This is a genomic window from Candidatus Corynebacterium faecigallinarum (assembly GCF_052264515.1).
In the GTDB taxonomy this organism is placed as follows: domain Bacteria; phylum Actinomycetota; class Actinomycetes; order Mycobacteriales; family Mycobacteriaceae; genus Corynebacterium; species Corynebacterium faecigallinarum.
Genome location: NZ_JBQQOC010000003.1, coordinates 132,231 through 149,793, shown reverse-complemented (window position 1 = coordinate 149,793; position 17,563 = coordinate 132,231). Strand labels below are relative to the sequence as shown.

Sequence of the window (17,563 nt, the reverse complement as noted above, 5' to 3'; positions counted from 1 at the left end):
TTTTCGTCGTTCCGGGGATGATCGTCGGCATGTCGCCGGGGATGTCGCCGGGGATGTCAACGCTACGGATGTGGATATGTCGGTAGAATGGTCTGCATGCTTCCAAGGTCCCGCGTCGTCGCTGTCCTCTCCCTGGGGTTGGGCTGCATCCTCATCGCCGTGGGCCTGGCCTTGCCGACGCTGGTGCCGCCCGAGCGTCCGGTCCCGCTGTCATTGGAGCAGCGCCAGTTGACGATGGAGGACGATGCTGCCGAGATCGGTCCGTCCTACCTCCTCGCCGGTGCGGACGCCGACGGGGAAGAGGCGGAGGGGGAGGGGGACCAGCCGCAGTCGGTCACCGCGCCGGTGACCAAGACCTACGCGGTGTCGCTGGGCGAGCCCGCGGACGATGATGCCGCGGCGGCCACGGTGGGTGTCACCTCCGTGCGGGACGATCTGGCTGACGCTCGTGCGGGCGCTGGCGCTGACGCCGGCAGCTCCGACGCACCGGCTGCCGCGGACGCCACCACGCAGAACCCGGACGCGCTGCTGGACGCCGAGGTCTGGTCCTACCGGATCGACCGCCACACCGGTGAATCTCTCGGCGAGGCCAAGGTGGCGGATACGCCGGGAACACCGGCGGCACCTACCGAGGTCACCGGGCAATGGTTGTCGTTCCCGCGGGGCACCGGACAGGAGGACTACCGGGTCTTCGACAACCTGCTGCGCCGGGACCTGCCGGCGGCCTTCGTCCAGACCGAGGAGGTCGACGGCGAGGAGGTCTTCGTCTTCCGCCAGGAGTTCGACAATGAGCCGGTCGCCGTGGGGAACCCGGACTACCTGCGTAATTCACCCGCGGTGACGATGGCTGACACCACCGACGGGCAGGACGCCCAGCTGGTGCGCTCCGGCGTCCGCGAGTTCCGCGTGGAGCCGTCCAGCGGCATGATCGTCTCGGTGACCGAGGATCTGCGAGATGCCTACGTCGTCGGCGACGAGGAGATTGAACTGCTCTCCGCTTTCACCGGATCCACCCCGGATGACGTGCGTGGGGAGCTGCTCGGTCAGGCCGTGGAGCTGGGACGTGACCGGCCCACCCGGCAGTGGGGTCTTGCGTTGACGGTCACAGGTGCTATCGTGGCACTCGGTTCCGCAGTGGTGGCTCTCCGGCCGCAGCGCAGGCAGTCGCGACATGCGCGGTAACGTCGGCAGCAAAGGTAACATCGGTAGCGTCGATGGCGTCGGTGGCGCGGCGGTATCGATGGTCGCCCGGTGGTGACCGACGACACACTCGGGGGTAGCTTTGCACGGGTGTCAATAGGGGTGGACATTGCGTGTCCGGTGATATAAGGTCGATCGTTGCGCTGGATTGATGTCTGGCGATGCTGCGGTACCAACAGGATACGACCTTGATGAGTGACGTCCCGGGAGGAAACGACATGGTCACGGCACGGTGGAGAAGCACCGTAACCGACCACGCCGAATCGACCGGCAGACGGCAACTTGACAAGGTCTATTAACTGTTTTCTGGGCAAGGTTCACCAGAGCCTCACCACGACAGTTCCCTCGCTGCACACCACCGACATCGATCCCCCACAGACCACCGCTGACCGTACGCTTAAAGCAACCGCGTCCGCCGAGGTCGGGACCCTCCGGGTCCGGCACCCCACCCATGGGAGCCGGAGACGGACCCGACGTTCGACTGGACACGTAAGGTGCTGGAAGGACCCATCTTGGCAGTCTCCCGCCAGACCAGTTCCACCCCCGGAATCTCCGGAGTCCTCGACTCCGGTATTCCCGGTGCTTCGCAACGACACTCGTTCGCGAAGATCGATGCCCCGATCGAGGTTCCGGGTCTTCTCGACATTCAGAGAGATTCTTTCGCCTGGCTCGTCGGCACGCCGCAGTGGCGTGCCCGCAAGCAGGCTGAGGCCGGTGAGGGTGTCCGCATCACCTCCGGTCTGGAGGACATCCTCGACGAGTTGTCCCCGGTCGAGGACTACTCCGAGAACATGTCCCTGACCCTGTCCGAGCCGCGATTCGACGAGGTGAAGAACACCGTCGACGAGTGCAAGGACAAGGACATCAACTACTCGGCTCCGCTGTACGTCACTGCGGAGTTCACCAACGCCATGTCTGGCGAGATCAAGAGCCAGACCGTCTTCATCGGCGACTTCCCGATGATGACCGACAAGGGCACCTTCATCATCAACGGCACCGAGCGTGTCGTTGTCTCCCAGCTCGTCCGTTCCCCGGGCGTGTACTTCGACGAGTCCATCGACCCGGGCACCGAGCGTCCGCTGCACGCGGTCAAGGTCATCCCGTCCCGCGGTGCATGGCTCGAGTTCGACGTCGACAAGCGCGACACCGTCGGTGTACGCTTCGACCGCAAGCGCCGCCAGCCGGTCACTGTCCTGCTGAAGGCACTGGGCCTGACCGCCGAGGAGATCACCCAGCGTTTCGGGTTCTCCGAGATCATGATGTCCACCCTCGAGAAGGACGGTGTGGCCAACACCGACGAGGCTCTGCTGGAGATCTACCGCAAGCAGCGTCCGGGCGAGTCGCCGACCCGCGATTCCGCACAGGCCCTGCTGGAGAACAGCTTCTTCAAGGCCAAGCGCTACGACCTGGCCAAGGTCGGCCGTTACAAGGTCAACCGCAAGCTGGGCCTGGGGACCGACGGCCACGGCCCGACGACCCTGACCGAGCAGGACATCCTCACCACCATCGAGTACCTCGTGCGTCTGCACTCCGGTGAGAAGTCCATGCTCTCCCCCGACAGCGTCGAGGTCCCGCTGGGTACCGACGACATCGACCACTTCGGCAACCGTCGCGTGCGTACCGTCGGTGAGCTGATCCAGAACCAGATCCGGGTCGGTCTGTCCCGTATGGAGCGTGTCGTCCGCGAGCGGATGACCACGCAGGACGCCGAGTCGATCACCCCGACCTCGCTGATCAACGTCCGCCCGGTCTCCGCGGCCATCCGTGAGTTCTTCGGTACCTCGCAGATGTCCCAGTTCATGGACCAGAACAACTCCCTGTCCGGCCTGACGAACAAGCGTCGTCTGTCCGCCCTGGGACCCGGTGGTCTGTCCCGTGAGCGCGCCGGCCTCGAGGTCCGCGACGTCCACCCGTCCCACTACGGCCGTATGTGCCCGATCGAGACCCCTGAGGGGCCGAACATCGGTCTGATCGGTTCGCTGGCGTCCTACGCCCGCGTCAACCCCTTCGGCTTCATCGAGACCCCTTACCGTCGCGTCGAGAACGGTCAGATCACCGACATGGTCGACTACCTCACCGCCGACGAGGAGGACCGCCACATCATCGCCCAGGCGAACACCCCGTTCGACGGCGACAAGAAGTTCACCGAGGAGCAGATCGAGGTCCGTCTCCGCGGTGGTGACGTGGAAGTCGTCCCGGCCGCCGAGGTCGACTACATGGACGTCTCCCCGCGCCAGATGGTGTCGGTGGCGACCGCCATGATTCCGTTCCTCGAGCACGATGACGCCAACCGTGCCCTGATGGGTGCGAACATGCAGCGTCAGGCCGTGCCGCTGCTGCGCGCCGAAGCACCGTTCGTCGGTACCGGTATGGAGCAGCGTGCCGCCTACGATGCCGGCGACGTCATCGTGACCCCCAAGGCCGGTGCCGTGGAGTTCGTCTCCGCCGACTACGTCACCATCATGGATGATGACGGCGTGCGCGACACCTACATGCTCCGCAAGTTCGAGCGCACCAACCAGGGCACCTGCTACAACCAGAAGCCGCTGGTCAGCCAGGGTGACCGCGTCGAGGCCGGCCAGGCCATCGCCGACGGCCCCGGCACCGACAACGGTGAGATGGCGCTGGGCCGCAACCTGCTGGTCGCCTTCATGCCGTGGGAGGGCCACAACTACGAGGACGCCATCATCCTCAACCAGCGCATGGTTGAGGAGGACATCCTCACCTCGGTCCACATCGAGGAGCACGAGATCGACGCCCGCGACACCAAGCTCGGCCCGGAGGAGATCACCCGGGACATCCCGAACGTCGGTGACGACGTGCTGGCCGACCTCGACGAGCGCGGTATCGTCCGCATCGGTGCTGACGTCCGCGACGGCGACATCCTCGTCGGTAAGGTCACCCCGAAGGGCGAGACCGAGCTGACCCCGGAGGAACGCCTGCTGCGCGCCATCTTCGGTGAGAAGGCCCGCGAGGTCCGCGACACCTCCATGAAGGTGCCCCACGGCGAGACCGGCAAGGTCATCGGCGTGCGCGTGTTCTCCCGTGAGGACGACGACGACCTGTCCCCGGGCGTCAACGAGATGGTGCGGGTCTACGTGGCCCAGAAGCGCAAGATCCAGGACGGCGACAAGCTCGCCGGCCGCCACGGCAACAAGGGTGTCGTCGGTAAGATCCTGCCCGCCGAGGACATGCCGTTCCTGCCGGACGGCACCCCGGTCGACATCATCCTGAACACCCACGGTGTTCCGCGTCGTATGAACATCGGACAGGTCCTGGAGACCCACCTCGGCTGGCTCGCCAAGAACGGCTGGTCGGTCGACACCAACTCCGAGGACCCCAAGATCCAGGCGATGCTGGAGACCCTGCCCGAGGACCTCTACGACGTCCCCGCCGACTCGCTCACCGCCACCCCGGTGTTCGACGGTGCAAACAACGAGGAGCTTTCCGGGCTGCTGCGTTCGGTGCGTCCGAACCGCGACGGCATCAAGCTCACCGACGAGTTCGGCAAGGCCGACCTCATCGACGGCCGCTCCGGCGAGCCCTACCCCTACCCGGTGTCCGTCGGCTACATGTACATGCTGAAGCTGCACCACCTGGTCGACGAGAAGATCCACGCCCGTTCCACCGGCCCGTACTCCATGATCACCCAGCAGCCGCTCGGTGGTAAGGCCCAGTTCGGTGGTCAGCGATTCGGCGAGATGGAGGTGTGGGCCATGCAGGCGTACGGCGCGGCCTACACCCTCCAGGAGCTGCTCACCATCAAGTCGGACGACGTGGTCGGCCGCGTGAAGGTGTACGAGGCGATCGTCAAGGGCGAGAACATCCCGGATCCGGGCATCCCGGAGTCCTTCAAGGTCCTGCTCAAGGAGCTGCAGTCCCTCTGCCTCAACGTCCAGGTCCTGGCAGCCGACGGCACGCCGATGGAGCTGAGCTCCACCGACGACGACGAGCTCGACCACGCGAACGCCGCGCTGGGCATCAACCTGTCCCGCGATGAGCGTCCGGACGCCGACAGCGACGTGGGATAGTCTCCCACCACCAGATACGACTCTGTACATTTTCACCACTACTCACTCCTCCGCGTGAAGGCGGAGGGGAAAGGGAGTCCACGTGCTGGACGTCAACTTCTTTGACGAACTGCGTATCGGTCTCGCCACCGCCGACGACATCCGTCGGTGGTCGACTGGCGAGGTCAAGAAGCCGGAGACCATCAACTACCGCACCCTGAAGCCGGAGAAGGACGGCCTGTTCTGCGAGCGCATCTTCGGGCCGACCCGCGACTGGGAGTGTGCCTGCGGCAAGTACAAGCGCGTCCGTTACAAGGGCATCATCTGTGAGCGCTGTGGCGTCGAGGTGACGAAGTCCAAGGTGCGCCGTGAGCGCATGGGCCACCTCGAGCTCGCCGCCCCGGTCACCCACATCTGGTACTTCAAGGGCGTGCCGTCCCGTCTCGGCTACCTGCTGGACCTGGCGCCGAAGGATCTCGAGAAGATCATCTACTTCGCCGCCAACATCATCACCTCGGTGGACGAGGAGGGTCGTCACAACGACCAGACCACCCTCGAGGCAGAGATGATGCTGGAGAAGAAGGAGGTCGAGAACGACCGCGACTCCGACCTCCAGGAGCGTTCCGAGAAGCTCGAGGCCGACCTGGCCGAGCTCGAGGCCGCCGGTGCCAAGGCCGACGCCAAGCGCAAGATCCAGACCGCCGCCGAGCGCGAGATGCGCCACATCCGTGAGCGCGCCGAGCGTGAGGTCGAGCGTCTCGACGAGATCTGGAGCACCTTCGTCAAGCTCGCCCCGAAACAGATGATCGTCGACGAGGGCATCTACAACGAGCTCGTCGACCGCTACGAGGACTACTTCACCGGCGGCATGGGCGCGGAGTCCATCCAGACCCTGATCCGCTCCTTCGACCTCGAGGCCGAGGCCGAGTCGCTGCGCGAGACCATCCGCGACGGCAAGGGCCAGAAGAAGCTGCGCGCGCTCAAGCGCCTGAAGGTCGTCGCCGCGTTCCTGCGTTCCGGTAACGACCCGGCCGGCATGGTCCTCGACGCTGTCCCGGTGATCCCGCCGGAGCTGCGCCCGATGGTGCAGCTCGACGGTGGCCGCTTCGCGACCTCCGACCTCAACGACCTCTACCGTCGTGTCATCAACCGCAACAACCGCCTCAAGCGCATGCTGGACCTCGGCGCACCCGAGATCATCGTGAACAACGAGAAGCGCATGCTGCAGGAGTCGGTGGACGCACTGTTCGACAACGGCCGTCGTGGCCGTCCGGTCACCGGCCCGGGCAACCGTCCGTTGAAGTCCCTGTCTGACCTGCTCAAGGGCAAGCAGGGCCGCTTCCGCCAGAACCTGCTGGGTAAGCGTGTCGACTACTCCGGCCGTTCGGTGATCATCGTCGGCCCGCAGCTGAAGCTGCACCAGTGTGGTCTGCCGAAGCAGATGGCCCTGGAGCTGTTCAAGCCGTTCGTGATGAAGCGCCTGGTCGAGAAGTCCTACGCGCAGAACATCAAGTCGGCCAAGCGCATGGTCGAGCGCCAGCGTCCCGAGGTGTGGGACGTTCTGGAGGACGCCATCGCCGAGCACCCGGTGATGCTGAACCGTGCCCCCACCCTGCACCGCCTGGGTATCCAGGCCTTCGAGCCGGTGCTCGTCGAGGGTAAGGCCATCCAGCTGCACCCGCTGGCCTGTGAGGCCTTCAACGCCGACTTCGACGGTGACCAGATGGCAGTCCACCTGCCGCTGTCCGACGAGGCCCAGGCCGAGGCCCGCATCCTGATGCTGGCGTCCAACAACATCCTGTCCCCGGCGTCCGGTAAGCCGCTGGCCATGCCGCGTCTGGACATGGTGACCGGCCTGTACTTCCTGACCCTGGAGAAGACCGAGGGCGAGATCGGCGGCCAGGGTGGCTACACCCCGGCCGACGAGAACGGCCCGGAGCGGGGCGTGTACTCCACCCTCGCCGAGGCGATCATGGCCTACGACCGTGACGCCCTGGGGCTGCAGGCCCCGATCAAGGTCCGCATCGACCACCTCCGCCCGCCGGAGGACGTCGAGGCCGAGTACTTCCCCGACGGCTGGCAGAAGGGCCAGGTCTGGCTGGCGAGCACCACGCTGGGCCGCGTGCTGTTCAACGAGCTGCTGCCGTGGAACTACCCCTTCGTCAACGGTGTCATGGGCAAGAAGCCGCAGGCCGCGGTCATCAACGACCTCGCCGCGAAGTACCCGATGATCACCGTCGCGCAGACCGTGGACAAGCTCAAGGACGCCGGTTTCTACTGGGCGACCCGTTCCGGCGTGACCATCACCATGCACGACGTGCTGGTTCTGCCGAACAAGCACGAGATCCTCGACGGCTACGAGCAGCGTGCCCGCGTCATCGAGAAGAAGCTGGCCCGAGGCAAGATCAACCAGACCGAGCGTTACAACTCGCTGGTCGACCTGTGGAAGGAAGCCACCGACTTCGTCGGTGAGTCCGTGGAGAAGCTGTACCCGGACGACAACCCGATTCCGATGATCGTGAAGTCCGGTGCCGCCGGTAACATGCGTCAGATCTGGACCCTGGCCGGCATGAAGGGCATGGTCACGAACTCGCGTGGTGACTACATCACCCGTCCGATCAAGACCTCCTTCCGTGAGGGTCTGTCCGTGCTGGAGTACTTCAACAACTCCCACGGTTCCCGTAAGGGCCTGGCCGATACCGCGCTGCGTACCGCCGACTCGGGTTACCTGACCCGTCGTCTGGTGGATGTCGCCCAGGATGTCATCGTTCGCGAGGACGACTGTGGCACCTCCAAGGGTGTCACCATCCCGCTCGCCGAGGCTGTCCTCGACGCTCAGGGTCAGCCGACCGGTAGCTACCGTCGCGCCGAGTTCGTCGAGACCGCCGCGACCGGCCGCTTCCTGGCTGCCGATGCCATCGGTGCCGACGGCTCCGTGGTCATCGAGGCCGGCATCGACCTGGGTGAGCCGGAGATCGACATGCTGGTCGCCGCCGGCGTGGCCGAGATCAAGGTCCGCTCCGTGATGACCTGTGACACCTCCACCGGTGTCTGTGCGACCTGCTACGGGCGCTCCATGGCGACCGGTAAGAAGGTCGACATCGGCGAGGCCGTGGGTATCGTCGCCGCGCAGTCCATTGGTGAGCCGGGTACCCAGCTGACCATGCGTACCTTCCACCAGGGTGGTGTCGGTGGCGACATCACCGGTGGTCTGCCGCGTGTCCAGGAGCTGTTCGAGGCCCGCGTGCCGAAGGCCAAGGCCCCGATTGCCTCAGTCGACGGTACGGTCCGCATCGAGGACGACGACAACTTCTACACCCTGACGATCGTCCCGGCCGATGGCTCGGACGAGGTCGTCTACGAGAAGCTGTCGAAGCGTCAGGGCCTGGCCCTGATCAAGTCCGGCGACTACGAGCGTCAGATCAAGCAGGGCGACAAGGTCGTCCGTGGTCAGCAGCTGCTCAAGGGTGCCGCCGACCCGCACGAGGTTCTCCGGGTGATGGGCCGCCGTGGCGTTCAGCAGCACCTGATCAACGAGGTGCAGAAGGTCTACCGCGACCAGGGTGTGGCCATCCACGACAAGCACATCGAGATCATCGTGCGCCAGATGCTCCGCCGCGTGACCGTCATCGACTCCGGTTCGACCGAGTACCTGCCGGGCTCGCTGGTGGACCACGCCGATGCCGTGGCCGCCTCGAAGACCGCTGTGCAGACCGGTGGACGTCCGGTGGAGGTCCGTGCCGAGATCATGGGTATCACCAAGGCCTCGCTGGCCACCGACTCCTGGCTGTCGGCCGCCTCCTTCCAGGAGACGACCCGCGTGCTGACGGACGCTGCGATCAACAAGCGCTCCGACAAGCTCATCGGCCTCAAGGAGAACGTGATCATCGGTAAGCTGATCCCGGCTGGTACCGGTATCTCCAAGTACCGCAACATCACGGTCGAGCCGACCGAGGAGGCCCGTGCCGCTGCGTACCAGCTGCCGTCCTCCTTCGGCGACGGTTTCTACGGCGACGACTCCTACGGTGAGTTCACCGGCGCTGCCGTGCCGCTGGACGACCTCGACCTGAACTAGGTCAGTCGTCCCGGGTCGTGAGTTGACCTGATCTGACCTGATCCAAGGTCCTCCGGCAGGACCAGGCGCCCGCCGGGGCCGCGTCCAGCAGAGCCCGGGCCCCGCATTGCGCGGGGCCCGGGCTTTCGTCATGTGTACCCGCCGGCCGGTGGTGCCATGTCCTTCGGCCGGGTCTCATATTTGACCGATCCGTGGCACGGAAAGGCGAATTGTGACACCCGAAGAACGTGGATACAGGGGAGCATCAGTGAGTCAGTCGTATCACCCTGAAGTGCGCGCGTGGACGGGAGGGGGGGGGGAGGTCGTATCATCCTGGAGTGCGCGCGTGGACGGGGAGGGGTTGAATGTCTGCGCTGGTTGGAGGCTGATACAGCCGTACAGGAATGGCGAGTACTACGGGATTTTGTTCACCGGGCCTGATCCGGTAGTGTCAAGCAACAGTCCCACTTGTCAGGACGCATCCGACGGTCGCGAGACCGTGTGGTCCCTGGATCACCCGCCGCCCTTCAGGGCAGTGAGCAAGGATTGAACTTCTACCCCGTAGGCCAGCGAAAGCGGCTGAGGGGTTTCGGCACGTTCAAAACAAAGATGCCCCTGAACGGCAGGGAAAGGTCTCGTAGAAGGTTCCGCGGAGGCCATGATGTGCCGCGCGTGCTGGTTGCACCTCCCCAGATGCTCCCGGTAATCGCCGTGGCCGCACCGGAACACGAACAAGTAGAAAGTCGGTTAATGCCTACTATTCAGCAGCTGGTCCGCAAGGGCCGCCACGACAAGACCCGCAAGGTTTCTGCGGCCGCCCTGAAGGGCTCGCCGCAGCGTCGTGGCGTGTGCACCCGCGTGTACACCACCACCCCGAAGAAGCCGAACTCCGCTCTCCGTAAGGTCGCGCGTGTGCGCCTGACCTCCGGCATCGAGGTCTCCGCCTACATCCCCGGCGAGGGCCACAACCTCCAGGAGCACTCCATGGTTCTCGTCCGCGGTGGCGGCGTGAAGGACCTCCCGGGTGTCCGTTACAAGATCGTCCGTGGCTCCCTCGACACCCAGGGTGTCAAGGACCGTAAGCAGGCCCGTTCGCGCTACGGCGTCAAGAAGGAGAAGTAAACAATGCCTCGTAAAGGTCCCGCACCCGCACGTCCCGTCGTCGAGGATCCGGTCTACGGCGACGTCATCGTCTCCCAGCTCGTGAACAAGGTTCTGCTGGACGGCAAGAAGTCCACCGCTGAGCGCATCGTCTACGGCGCACTCGAGGTCTGCCGCGAGAAGACCGGCACCGACCCCGTCCTGACCCTGAAGAAGGGCCTGGACAACGTCAAGCCCGCCCTCGAGGTCCGCTCCCGCCGTGTCGGTGGCGCCACCTACCAGGTTCCGGTTGAGGTCCGCCCGGGCCGCTCCACCACCCTGGCACTGCGCTGGCTCGTCACCTTCACCCGCCAGCGTCGCGAGAACACCATGACCGAGCGTCTGGCCAACGAGATCCTGGACGCCTCCAACGGTCTGGGCGCCTCCGTCAAGCGTCGCGAGGACACCCATAAGATGGCCGAGGCCAACCGCGCCTTCGCCCACTACCGCTGGTGACCGACTGGGTGTTCGTACTGAAGTCCTGATCAAGACCAGGTACCGTACGAACACCCTCGGCCGGTGTAGAACCTGCGTGGTCGCCCGGTCGATGGCACAATCGCCTATCACCACCTACAACATGTAGACAACACTGAGGGAATAGACTGTGGCACAAGAAGTGCAGAAAGACCTGAACAAGGTCCGCAACATCGGCATCATGGCTCACATCGATGCTGGTAAGACCACGACCACCGAGCGCATCCTGTTCTACACCGGCATCAACCGCAAGGTCGGCGAGACCCACGACGGCGCATCCACCACCGACTGGATGGAGCAGGAGAAGGAGCGTGGCATCACGATCACCTCCGCCGCTGTCACCTGTTTCTGGGGCGACAACCAGGTCAACATCATTGACACCCCGGGTCACGTCGACTTCACCGTCGAGGTCGAGCGCTCCCTGCGCGTGCTCGACGGTGCTGTCGCTGTCTTCGACGGCAAGGAGGGCGTTGAGCCCCAGTCCGAGCAGGTCTGGCGTCAGGCCGACAAGTACGACGTCCCGCGTATCTGCTTCGTCAACAAGATGGACAAGCTGGGTGCGGACTTCTACTTCACCGTGCAGACCATCATCGACCGCCTCGGTGCCAAGCCGTTGGTCATGCAGCTGCCGATCGGTGCCGAGGACAAGTTCGACGGCGTCATCGACCTGCTGACCATGGAGGCCCGCACCTGGCGCGGCAAGGTCGAGCCGGGTGCCGACCCGGTCATCGAGGAGATCCCCGCCGATCTCGCCGACAAGGCCGCCGAGTACCGCGAGAAGCTGCTCGAGACCGTCGCAGAGTCCGATGAAGCTCTCATGGAGAAGTACTTCGCCGGCGAGGAGCTCACCCTCGACGAGATCAAGGCCGCCATCCGCAAGATGACCGTGAACTCCGAGATCTACCCGGTGTTCTGTGGCACCGCGTACCACAACAAGGGCGTCCAGCCGGTCCTCGACGCTGTCGTCGATTTCCTGCCGTCCCCGCTGGATGTCGAGGGCATCGAGGGCCACAAGCCGGGCCACGAGGATGAGGCTCTCGTCCGCAAGCCGTCCGACTCGGAGCCCTTCGCCGCTCTGGCGTTCAAGATCGCGGCCCACCCGTTCTTCGGCAAGCTGACCTTCGTGCGCGTCTACTCCGGTTCCATCGAGCCGGGCCAGCAGGTGCTCAACGCCGTCACCGGTAAGAAGGAGCGCGTTGGCAAGCTCTTCCAGATGCACGCCAACAAGGAGAACCCGGTCGAGAAGGCTCACGCCGGTAACATCTACGCCTTCATCGGTCTCAAGGAGACCACCACCGGTGACACCCTGTGCGACCTGAACGACCCGATCCTGCTGGAGTCCATGGACTTCCCGGAGCCGGTCATCAAGGTCTCCATCGAGCCGAAGACCAAGTCCGACCAGGAGAAGCTGGGTGTCGCCATCCAGCGTCTGACCGAAGAGGACCCGACCTTCACCGTCAATCTCGACGACGAGACCGGCCAGACCATCATCGGTGGCATGGGCGAGCTCCACCTCGACGTCTTCGTCGACCGCATGAAGCGCGAATTCAAGGTCGAGGCCAACGTCGGTAACCCGCAGGTCGCGTACCGCGAGACCATCCGCAAGGCTGTGGAAAAGATCGATTTCACCCACAAGAAGCAGACCGGTGGTTCCGGCCAGTTCGCCAAGGTCATCATGGCCTTCGAGCCCTACAACCCGGACCCGGAGGAGCTGGAGGAAGGCGAGAACCCGAACTACAAGTTCGAGAACGCCGTCACCGGTGGTCGTATTCCGAAGGAGTACATCCCCTCCGTCGACGCTGGTGTCCAGGACGCCATGCAGTACGGCTTCCTCGCCGGCTACCCGCTGGTGGACGTCAAGGCGATCCTGGTCGATGGTGCCTACCACGACGTCGACTCCTCTGAGATGGCCTTCAAGATCGCCGGCTCCCAGGCTCTGAAGGAGGGTGTCGCCAAGGCGAAGCCCGTCCTGCTCGAGCCGCTGATGGCCGTCGAGGTCACCACGCCCGAGGAGTACATGGGTGAGGTCATCGGCGACATCAACTCTCGCCGTGGTCAGATCGCCTCCATGGAGGACCGCTCCGGTGCCAAGGTCGTGAAGGGCAAGGTCCCGCTGTCCGAGATGTTCGGCTACGTCGGCGACCTGCGTTCCAAGACCCAGGGCCGCGCCAACTACACCATGATCTTCGACTCCTACGGTGAGGTTCCCTCCTCCGTGGCTCAGGAGATCATCGCCGAGCGCACCGGCACCGCCTCCTAGGTCGCCACAGCGCCACAGTTTCCTGCGCATCCTGGTAAACAGGATGTGTGGGAACAACGGTCTCCACCTCCCTGGAAACCGTCCCGGACCGCCAGTTCCTGACTGGTCACATCGGGGCATTTCAGGAGGGTAGGGGCCAGCACCCGGTATCCTCGCACGCCCCGTCACCCCCCAATTTTTCTTTCGGCGGGTGGTGTGCAGTAGGATACAGAGTGCTGGCCGTTACCCAGCACCTGCGTGTAGGCAGGAAACCCATGCAGTCCCGCCGTTCGGTGCGGGGGTGTTCGGTCGTCCAACGCGCTTCACGTTGCTGTCATCGGCACAAACGAAATAGTTCCGGTGGGTCCGCCCGCTTCACGAGAGTGACGGACCCGGTACCGGAAACCACCAACACTGTGGCTGCGAAAGTCGTAGCCACCGAGAAGTCCAGGAGGACACACAGTGGCGAAGGCTAAGTTCGAGCGTACCAAGCCGCACGTTAACATCGGCACCATCGGTCACGTCGACCACGGTAAGACCACGACGACCGCTGCCATCACCAAGGTTCTGGCTGATACCTACCCCGACCTCAACCAGGCTTTCGCTTTCGAGAACATCGATAAGGCGCCGGAAGAGCGTGAGCGCGGCATCACGATCAACATCTCCCACGTGGAGTACCAGACCGAGAAGCGCCACTACGCCCACGTGGACGCCCCGGGTCACGCCGACTACATCAAGAACATGATCACCGGTGCTGCCCAGATGGACGGCGCGATCCTCGTTGTCGCCGCCACCGACGGCCCGATGCCGCAGACCCGTGAGCACGTCCTCCTGGCCCGCCAGGTTGGCGTCCCCTACATCCTCGTCGCCCTGAACAAGTGCGACATGGTCGAGGATGAGGACCTGATCGAGCTCGTCGAGATGGAGGTCCGCGAACTGCTGGCCGAGCAGGACTACGACGAAGAGGCTCCGATCGTCCACATCTCCGCTCTGAAGGCGCTCGAGGGCGACCCGAAGTGGACCGAGAAGGTCGTCGAGCTCATGCAGGCTTGCGACGACTCCATCCCGGACCCGGAGCGCGAGACCGACAAGCCGTTCCTGATGCCGGTCGAGGACATCTTCACCATCACCGGGCGCGGCACCGTCGTCACCGGCCGTGTCGAGCGTGGCCAGCTGAACCTCAACGACGAGATCGAGATCATCGGCATCCGCGAGAAGTCGACCAAGACCACCGTCACCTCCATCGAGATGTTCAACAAGCTGCTGGACTCCGCTGAGGCCGGCGACAACGCCGCCCTGCTGCTGCGTGGTCTGAAGCGCGAGGACGTCGAGCGTGGCCAGGTTATCGCCAAGCCGGGCGCCTACACCCCGCACACCGAGTTCGAGGGCTCCGTCTACATCCTGTCCAAGGATGAGGGCGGCCGCCACACCCCGTTCTTCGACAACTACCGCCCGCAGTTCTACTTCCGCACCACCGACGTCACCGGCGTCGTGAAGCTGCCGGAGGGCACCGAGATGGTCATGCCCGGCGACAACGTCGACATGTCCGTCACCCTGATCCAGCCGGTCGCCATGGACGAGGGCCTGCGGTTCGCCATCCGTGAGGGTGGCCGCACCGTCGGCGCCGGCCGTGTCACCAAGATCAACAAGTAAGCTGATCTGACCGGTCTCCCGCATACCGCGGGAACACCAGGAACCGCCCCCACCCGGAGTCATCCGGGAGGGGGCGGTTCCTTTTTGTCTGTGCCGGGCCTGGAGATCAGCCTGCCGGTCTTCGCCGGCGGATCACCGCTATTGTCCGCGTCCTGGTGGGCAGGCATCACGCCCGATTCCCAGTGGGCAGGCAGCACGACCGAGTGGTGGAGGACAACCCAGACGATCGAGAATCCCGTGAACAACTGCGTTCACGGGATTCTCGAGCATCTGAGTGGTTGCTTCGGCCGCGACAGCGTGACGGGTTCTCAGCGGTTGCGGCGCGCGGGGCGTTCGGTCTCGATGAGGAACCGAGGTCGGACGTCCTGGTTCGGAAGCGCTGCGGCGATGTCTGACGCGGCGGTGGAACACGCGTCCTCAACCAGGGTCATGTCCGTCTCGGCGAGCACCCGCACCCTGACCTCGATCACGTCGGTTCCCCGGTCCCGGGTGGTGCGGTGCGACGCCGCGGTCACGTCGTCCAACCTCGCCAGCGACTGTGCCACGGCCGAGGCGATGTCTGTGGGGGTGGTGCGGATCGCGCCGAGGCTGTTCGACGCGGGGGAGACCATGCGTCCCAGTCTGCGGCGTCCGGTGTTGATTCCGACGAGGATGAGCCCGATGACACCGAGCACGACGGCGGCGAGCACCAGTATGGTCACGTAGCTTTCCCGGTCGGCGAGTCCGGCCCAGAAGTCCCGGTCGGCGACCTCGCTGATGTGTTGAGCAGCGGCTACGTCGAAGTACTGTCCGATGCCCCAGAAGGCCAGACCGCCGAAGAGCACCGCGAGCAGTAACGTCACCAGCCGGTCGACGACTGCTTTTCCGCGGTTCATGAGTCACTCCGTGAGGTTGCCGGGGTCACTGTCACGGTGACTTCCGGGGTCGGGGTCAGTCGTCCCGCCAGGGTCTCGAGTGATTCCTGCACCTTGCCGCGCACCTCATCCTGGTCGTTCGGGGTGGCTGTGGACTGTACGGTGACCTTGATCTTCTTCCGGGTGACCACGGACTGGGCGTCGACCACACCGGGGATCCGGCGGGCGGTGGAGGTCGACATCCGGGCGAAGTCGATCGGCCGCCCGAAGACTCTCTGTTCTGCACCAACGGCGATATGCGTGCGTGTGCGTGGCAGGACCGTGGAGATGAGCAGGATGAGGGCCATGAATGCGCACCCGACGCCGGCCCAGAGCATCCAGGTGTCGTAGCTGAGGGTGGCGAGCCAGTCGAAGGCCGGTGGTAGCAGCTGCTGTCCGTCGATGACTTCGGTGACCAGCAAGATGTCGCGCACGATGACCCCGCAGGCGACGATCATCAGTAGTCCGAGGATGACTGTCCAGCCACAGGCGGTGGGCGAGGCGACGGGTGCGGGTGTCGGATCGGAGGCGGGTGCGTGAGCGTCACCGAGCGGCTCTGATACATGCGTACCACCGCTCAGGTCGATGGCGAAGCGTCCCGAGGGATCGGGACGGTACTGTTCCGGGGCGCTCACGGTGTCATCCTGTCGGTCTCGTTGGTGTCGTCGGTCGTCTGGCCGTCGTTGTCGCGCTGACGGTCTCTCGGGGCGGTGGGGGTGATCCGCGGATGTCGGTTGACCGTCACCGACCGGAGCCCGTGGCGGTCCACCTCCGGGTGGATGGTGACCGGCAGGCCTTGCGGGGTCGGCACGGCACGCGGCTGAAGGCCACGTGGGGTGGGCACGGCACGAAGCAAGGGACCGGCCGGTGTGTGGACGTCGGCCAGAAGGGGTAGTCCGTACTGCGGTGGCGGCGAGACCACGGGCCGGTGGTTGGTGTGCACCCGGCTGGTCACCGGTGGGTTGAGGTGACTGTGCGGCGATACCGGACGTGCCACTGGCCGAGGCTGTGGACCCACCGGATGTGTCACCGTCGGGTACGCCGGGGCGATCGGGTGGTGGGCGGGGACCCGGCGAGGCGGCGGCACCGGCGCCAGCGTGGGGGCGTCCGGGGGGACGGGATGCTTCGCGGTGAGCGTGGGCTCGGTCGGCGCATCGACCCGTCGTACCGGCGTGCGTTGCGCGGTGATGACCGGGGCAAGCGCCGCCGCCGGCGGAACCGGGGGGTGGGCCGGTTCAGTGATGCCACGGACGGTCTTGGGGGAGTGGGCACGCAGCGGCGTCGCGCTGATCCTGGTCAACAGCGGGGTGCGTGGGGTCGCCTCCAACTCGCCGAGGGTGATGCGTGCCTGCTCGTCGGGCAGTTCGGGGTGGGGGACGACCTCGCCAACGTCGACGTTGACCGCGTGAACCGTCATGCCGGTGAAGGCCTCGACCCATTCAGCGACGACTTCGCGGGTGAGTTGCGCGACGGCAACGGTCGGTGCGGGCCATCGGGTGGCGATCTGCACGTCGAGGTCGACGGCGACGCGTTGTCCGCGTACGTCGGAGATCAGGTGCACGGAGACGCGCGGGAAGCTACGTCCGGCGAACTGACCGAGCCCGGAGGAGTGGTCGATCACCCCGGGGACCTGTCGGGCTGCCCGGAGGGCGATCTTCTCGACGACCCGCGGACTGATGGTGGTGCTGCGGTCGGAATCCACTGCGGTGCTCATCCCTTGCCGCGCTGACTGGTGCCGACCACCCGCCGCAGATCGACCAGGCCTTCCAGGTGTGCACCGACGATCCCGCCGACGCCGCACAGCACGAGGACCACCAGGAATCCGATGATGCCCTGCCAGAGTGCCCCGACGGCCAACAGGAATCCGAAGAGTACACCGAGGATCGTCGCGTACTTCATT

Annotated in this window: 11 protein-coding genes; 7 read left to right on the top strand and 4 right to left on the bottom strand. The window is 65.2% G+C overall.

Going from position 1 to position 17,563, the window contains the following annotated elements; all coding sequences use genetic code 11:
* Positions 1–96: 96 nt before the first annotated feature.
* The 7 genes from ACTXPP_RS02705 to tuf all read left to right on the top strand — a co-directional run bounded on the left by ACTXPP_RS02705 (position 97) and on the right by tuf (position 14,770).
* The gene (locus tag ACTXPP_RS02705) at positions 97–1,182 is read left to right on the top strand and encodes a PorA family protein (RefSeq protein WP_443340758.1); all 1,086 of its coding nucleotides are present in this window, start codon (positions 97–99) and stop codon (positions 1,180–1,182) included.
* Between the two features lie 512 nt (positions 1,183–1,694).
* Positions 1,695–5,231: a DNA-directed RNA polymerase subunit beta gene (rpoB, locus tag ACTXPP_RS02700; RefSeq protein ID WP_443340755.1), complete on the top strand. Its 3,537-nt coding sequence runs from the start codon at positions 1,695–1,697 to the stop codon at positions 5,229–5,231.
* 82 nt (positions 5,232–5,313) lie between these two features.
* Entirely contained in the window at positions 5,314–9,285 is a 3,972-nt protein-coding gene (locus ACTXPP_RS02695; protein WP_443340753.1) for a DNA-directed RNA polymerase subunit beta', read from the top strand.
* A 729-nt stretch (positions 9,286–10,014) separates the two neighbouring features.
* Positions 10,015–10,386 carry a 30S ribosomal protein S12 gene (rpsL, locus tag ACTXPP_RS02690; RefSeq protein WP_301498437.1) on the top strand — a complete coding sequence of 124 codons (372 nt, stop codon included), beginning with the start codon at positions 10,015–10,017 and terminating at the stop codon, positions 10,384–10,386.
* A gap of 3 nt (positions 10,387–10,389) precedes the next feature.
* Positions 10,390–10,860: a 30S ribosomal protein S7 gene (rpsG, locus tag ACTXPP_RS02685; RefSeq protein WP_301498439.1), complete on the top strand. Its 471-nt coding sequence runs from the start codon at positions 10,390–10,392 to the stop codon at positions 10,858–10,860.
* 148 nt (positions 10,861–11,008) lie between these two features.
* Complete coding sequence (gene fusA / locus ACTXPP_RS02680) at positions 11,009–13,138, top strand: elongation factor G (RefSeq protein ID WP_301498441.1); 2,130 nt, start codon at positions 11,009–11,011, stop codon at positions 13,136–13,138.
* 441 nt (positions 13,139–13,579) lie between these two features.
* The gene (gene tuf / locus ACTXPP_RS02675) at positions 13,580–14,770 is read left to right on the top strand and encodes an elongation factor Tu (RefSeq protein WP_301520913.1); all 1,191 of its coding nucleotides are present in this window, start codon (positions 13,580–13,582) and stop codon (positions 14,768–14,770) included.
* Positions 14,771–15,078: 308 nt separating this feature from the next.
* Here tuf and ACTXPP_RS02670 read toward each other — a convergent pair whose 3' ends face one another.
* The 4 genes from ACTXPP_RS02670 to ACTXPP_RS02655 are packed head-to-tail and all read right to left on the bottom strand — an operon-like array spanning position 15,079 to position 17,562.
* Complete coding sequence (locus ACTXPP_RS02670) at positions 15,079–15,645, bottom strand: hypothetical protein (RefSeq protein ID WP_301498831.1); 567 nt, start codon at positions 15,643–15,645, stop codon at positions 15,079–15,081.
* Positions 15,642–16,298, bottom strand: a complete 657-nt coding sequence (locus ACTXPP_RS02665) for a DUF6286 domain-containing protein (protein ID WP_443340750.1) — start codon at positions 16,296–16,298, stop codon at positions 15,642–15,644. Before ACTXPP_RS02665 ends, ACTXPP_RS02670 begins: the two co-directional genes overlap by 4 nt.
* Entirely contained in the window at positions 16,295–17,377 is a 1,083-nt protein-coding gene (locus tag ACTXPP_RS02660) for an Asp23/Gls24 family envelope stress response protein (RefSeq protein ID WP_443340749.1), read from the bottom strand. Before ACTXPP_RS02660 ends, ACTXPP_RS02665 begins: the two co-directional genes overlap by 4 nt.
* On the bottom strand, positions 17,374–17,562 hold the full coding sequence (locus ACTXPP_RS02655) for a hypothetical protein (RefSeq protein WP_443340746.1): 189 nt from the start codon (positions 17,560–17,562) through the stop codon (positions 17,374–17,376). The genes ACTXPP_RS02660 and ACTXPP_RS02655 overlap by 4 nt, the downstream gene beginning before the upstream one ends.
* Between the last annotated feature and the right edge of the window lies 1 nt (position 17,563).

Excerpts from the sequence above, each read along its gene's own strand:
- ACTXPP_RS02660 (WP_443340749.1), bottom strand. The coding sequence starts at position 17,377 with ATGAGCACCGCAGTGGATTCCGACCGCAGCACCACCATCAGTCCGCGG.
- ACTXPP_RS02670 (WP_301498831.1), bottom strand. The coding sequence starts at position 15,645 with ATGAACCGCGGAAAAGCAGTCGTCGACCGGCTGGTGACGTTACTGCTC.
- rpsG (WP_301498439.1), top strand. The coding sequence starts at position 10,390 with ATGCCTCGTAAAGGTCCCGCACCCGCACGTCCCGTCGTCGAGGATCCG.
- ACTXPP_RS02705 (WP_443340758.1), top strand. The coding sequence starts at position 97 with ATGCTTCCAAGGTCCCGCGTCGTCGCTGTCCTCTCCCTGGGGTTGGGC.
- rpsL (WP_301498437.1), top strand. The coding sequence starts at position 10,015 with ATGCCTACTATTCAGCAGCTGGTCCGCAAGGGCCGCCACGACAAGACC.
- ACTXPP_RS02655 (WP_443340746.1), bottom strand. The coding sequence starts at position 17,562 with ATGAAGTACGCGACGATCCTCGGTGTACTCTTCGGATTCCTGTTGGCC.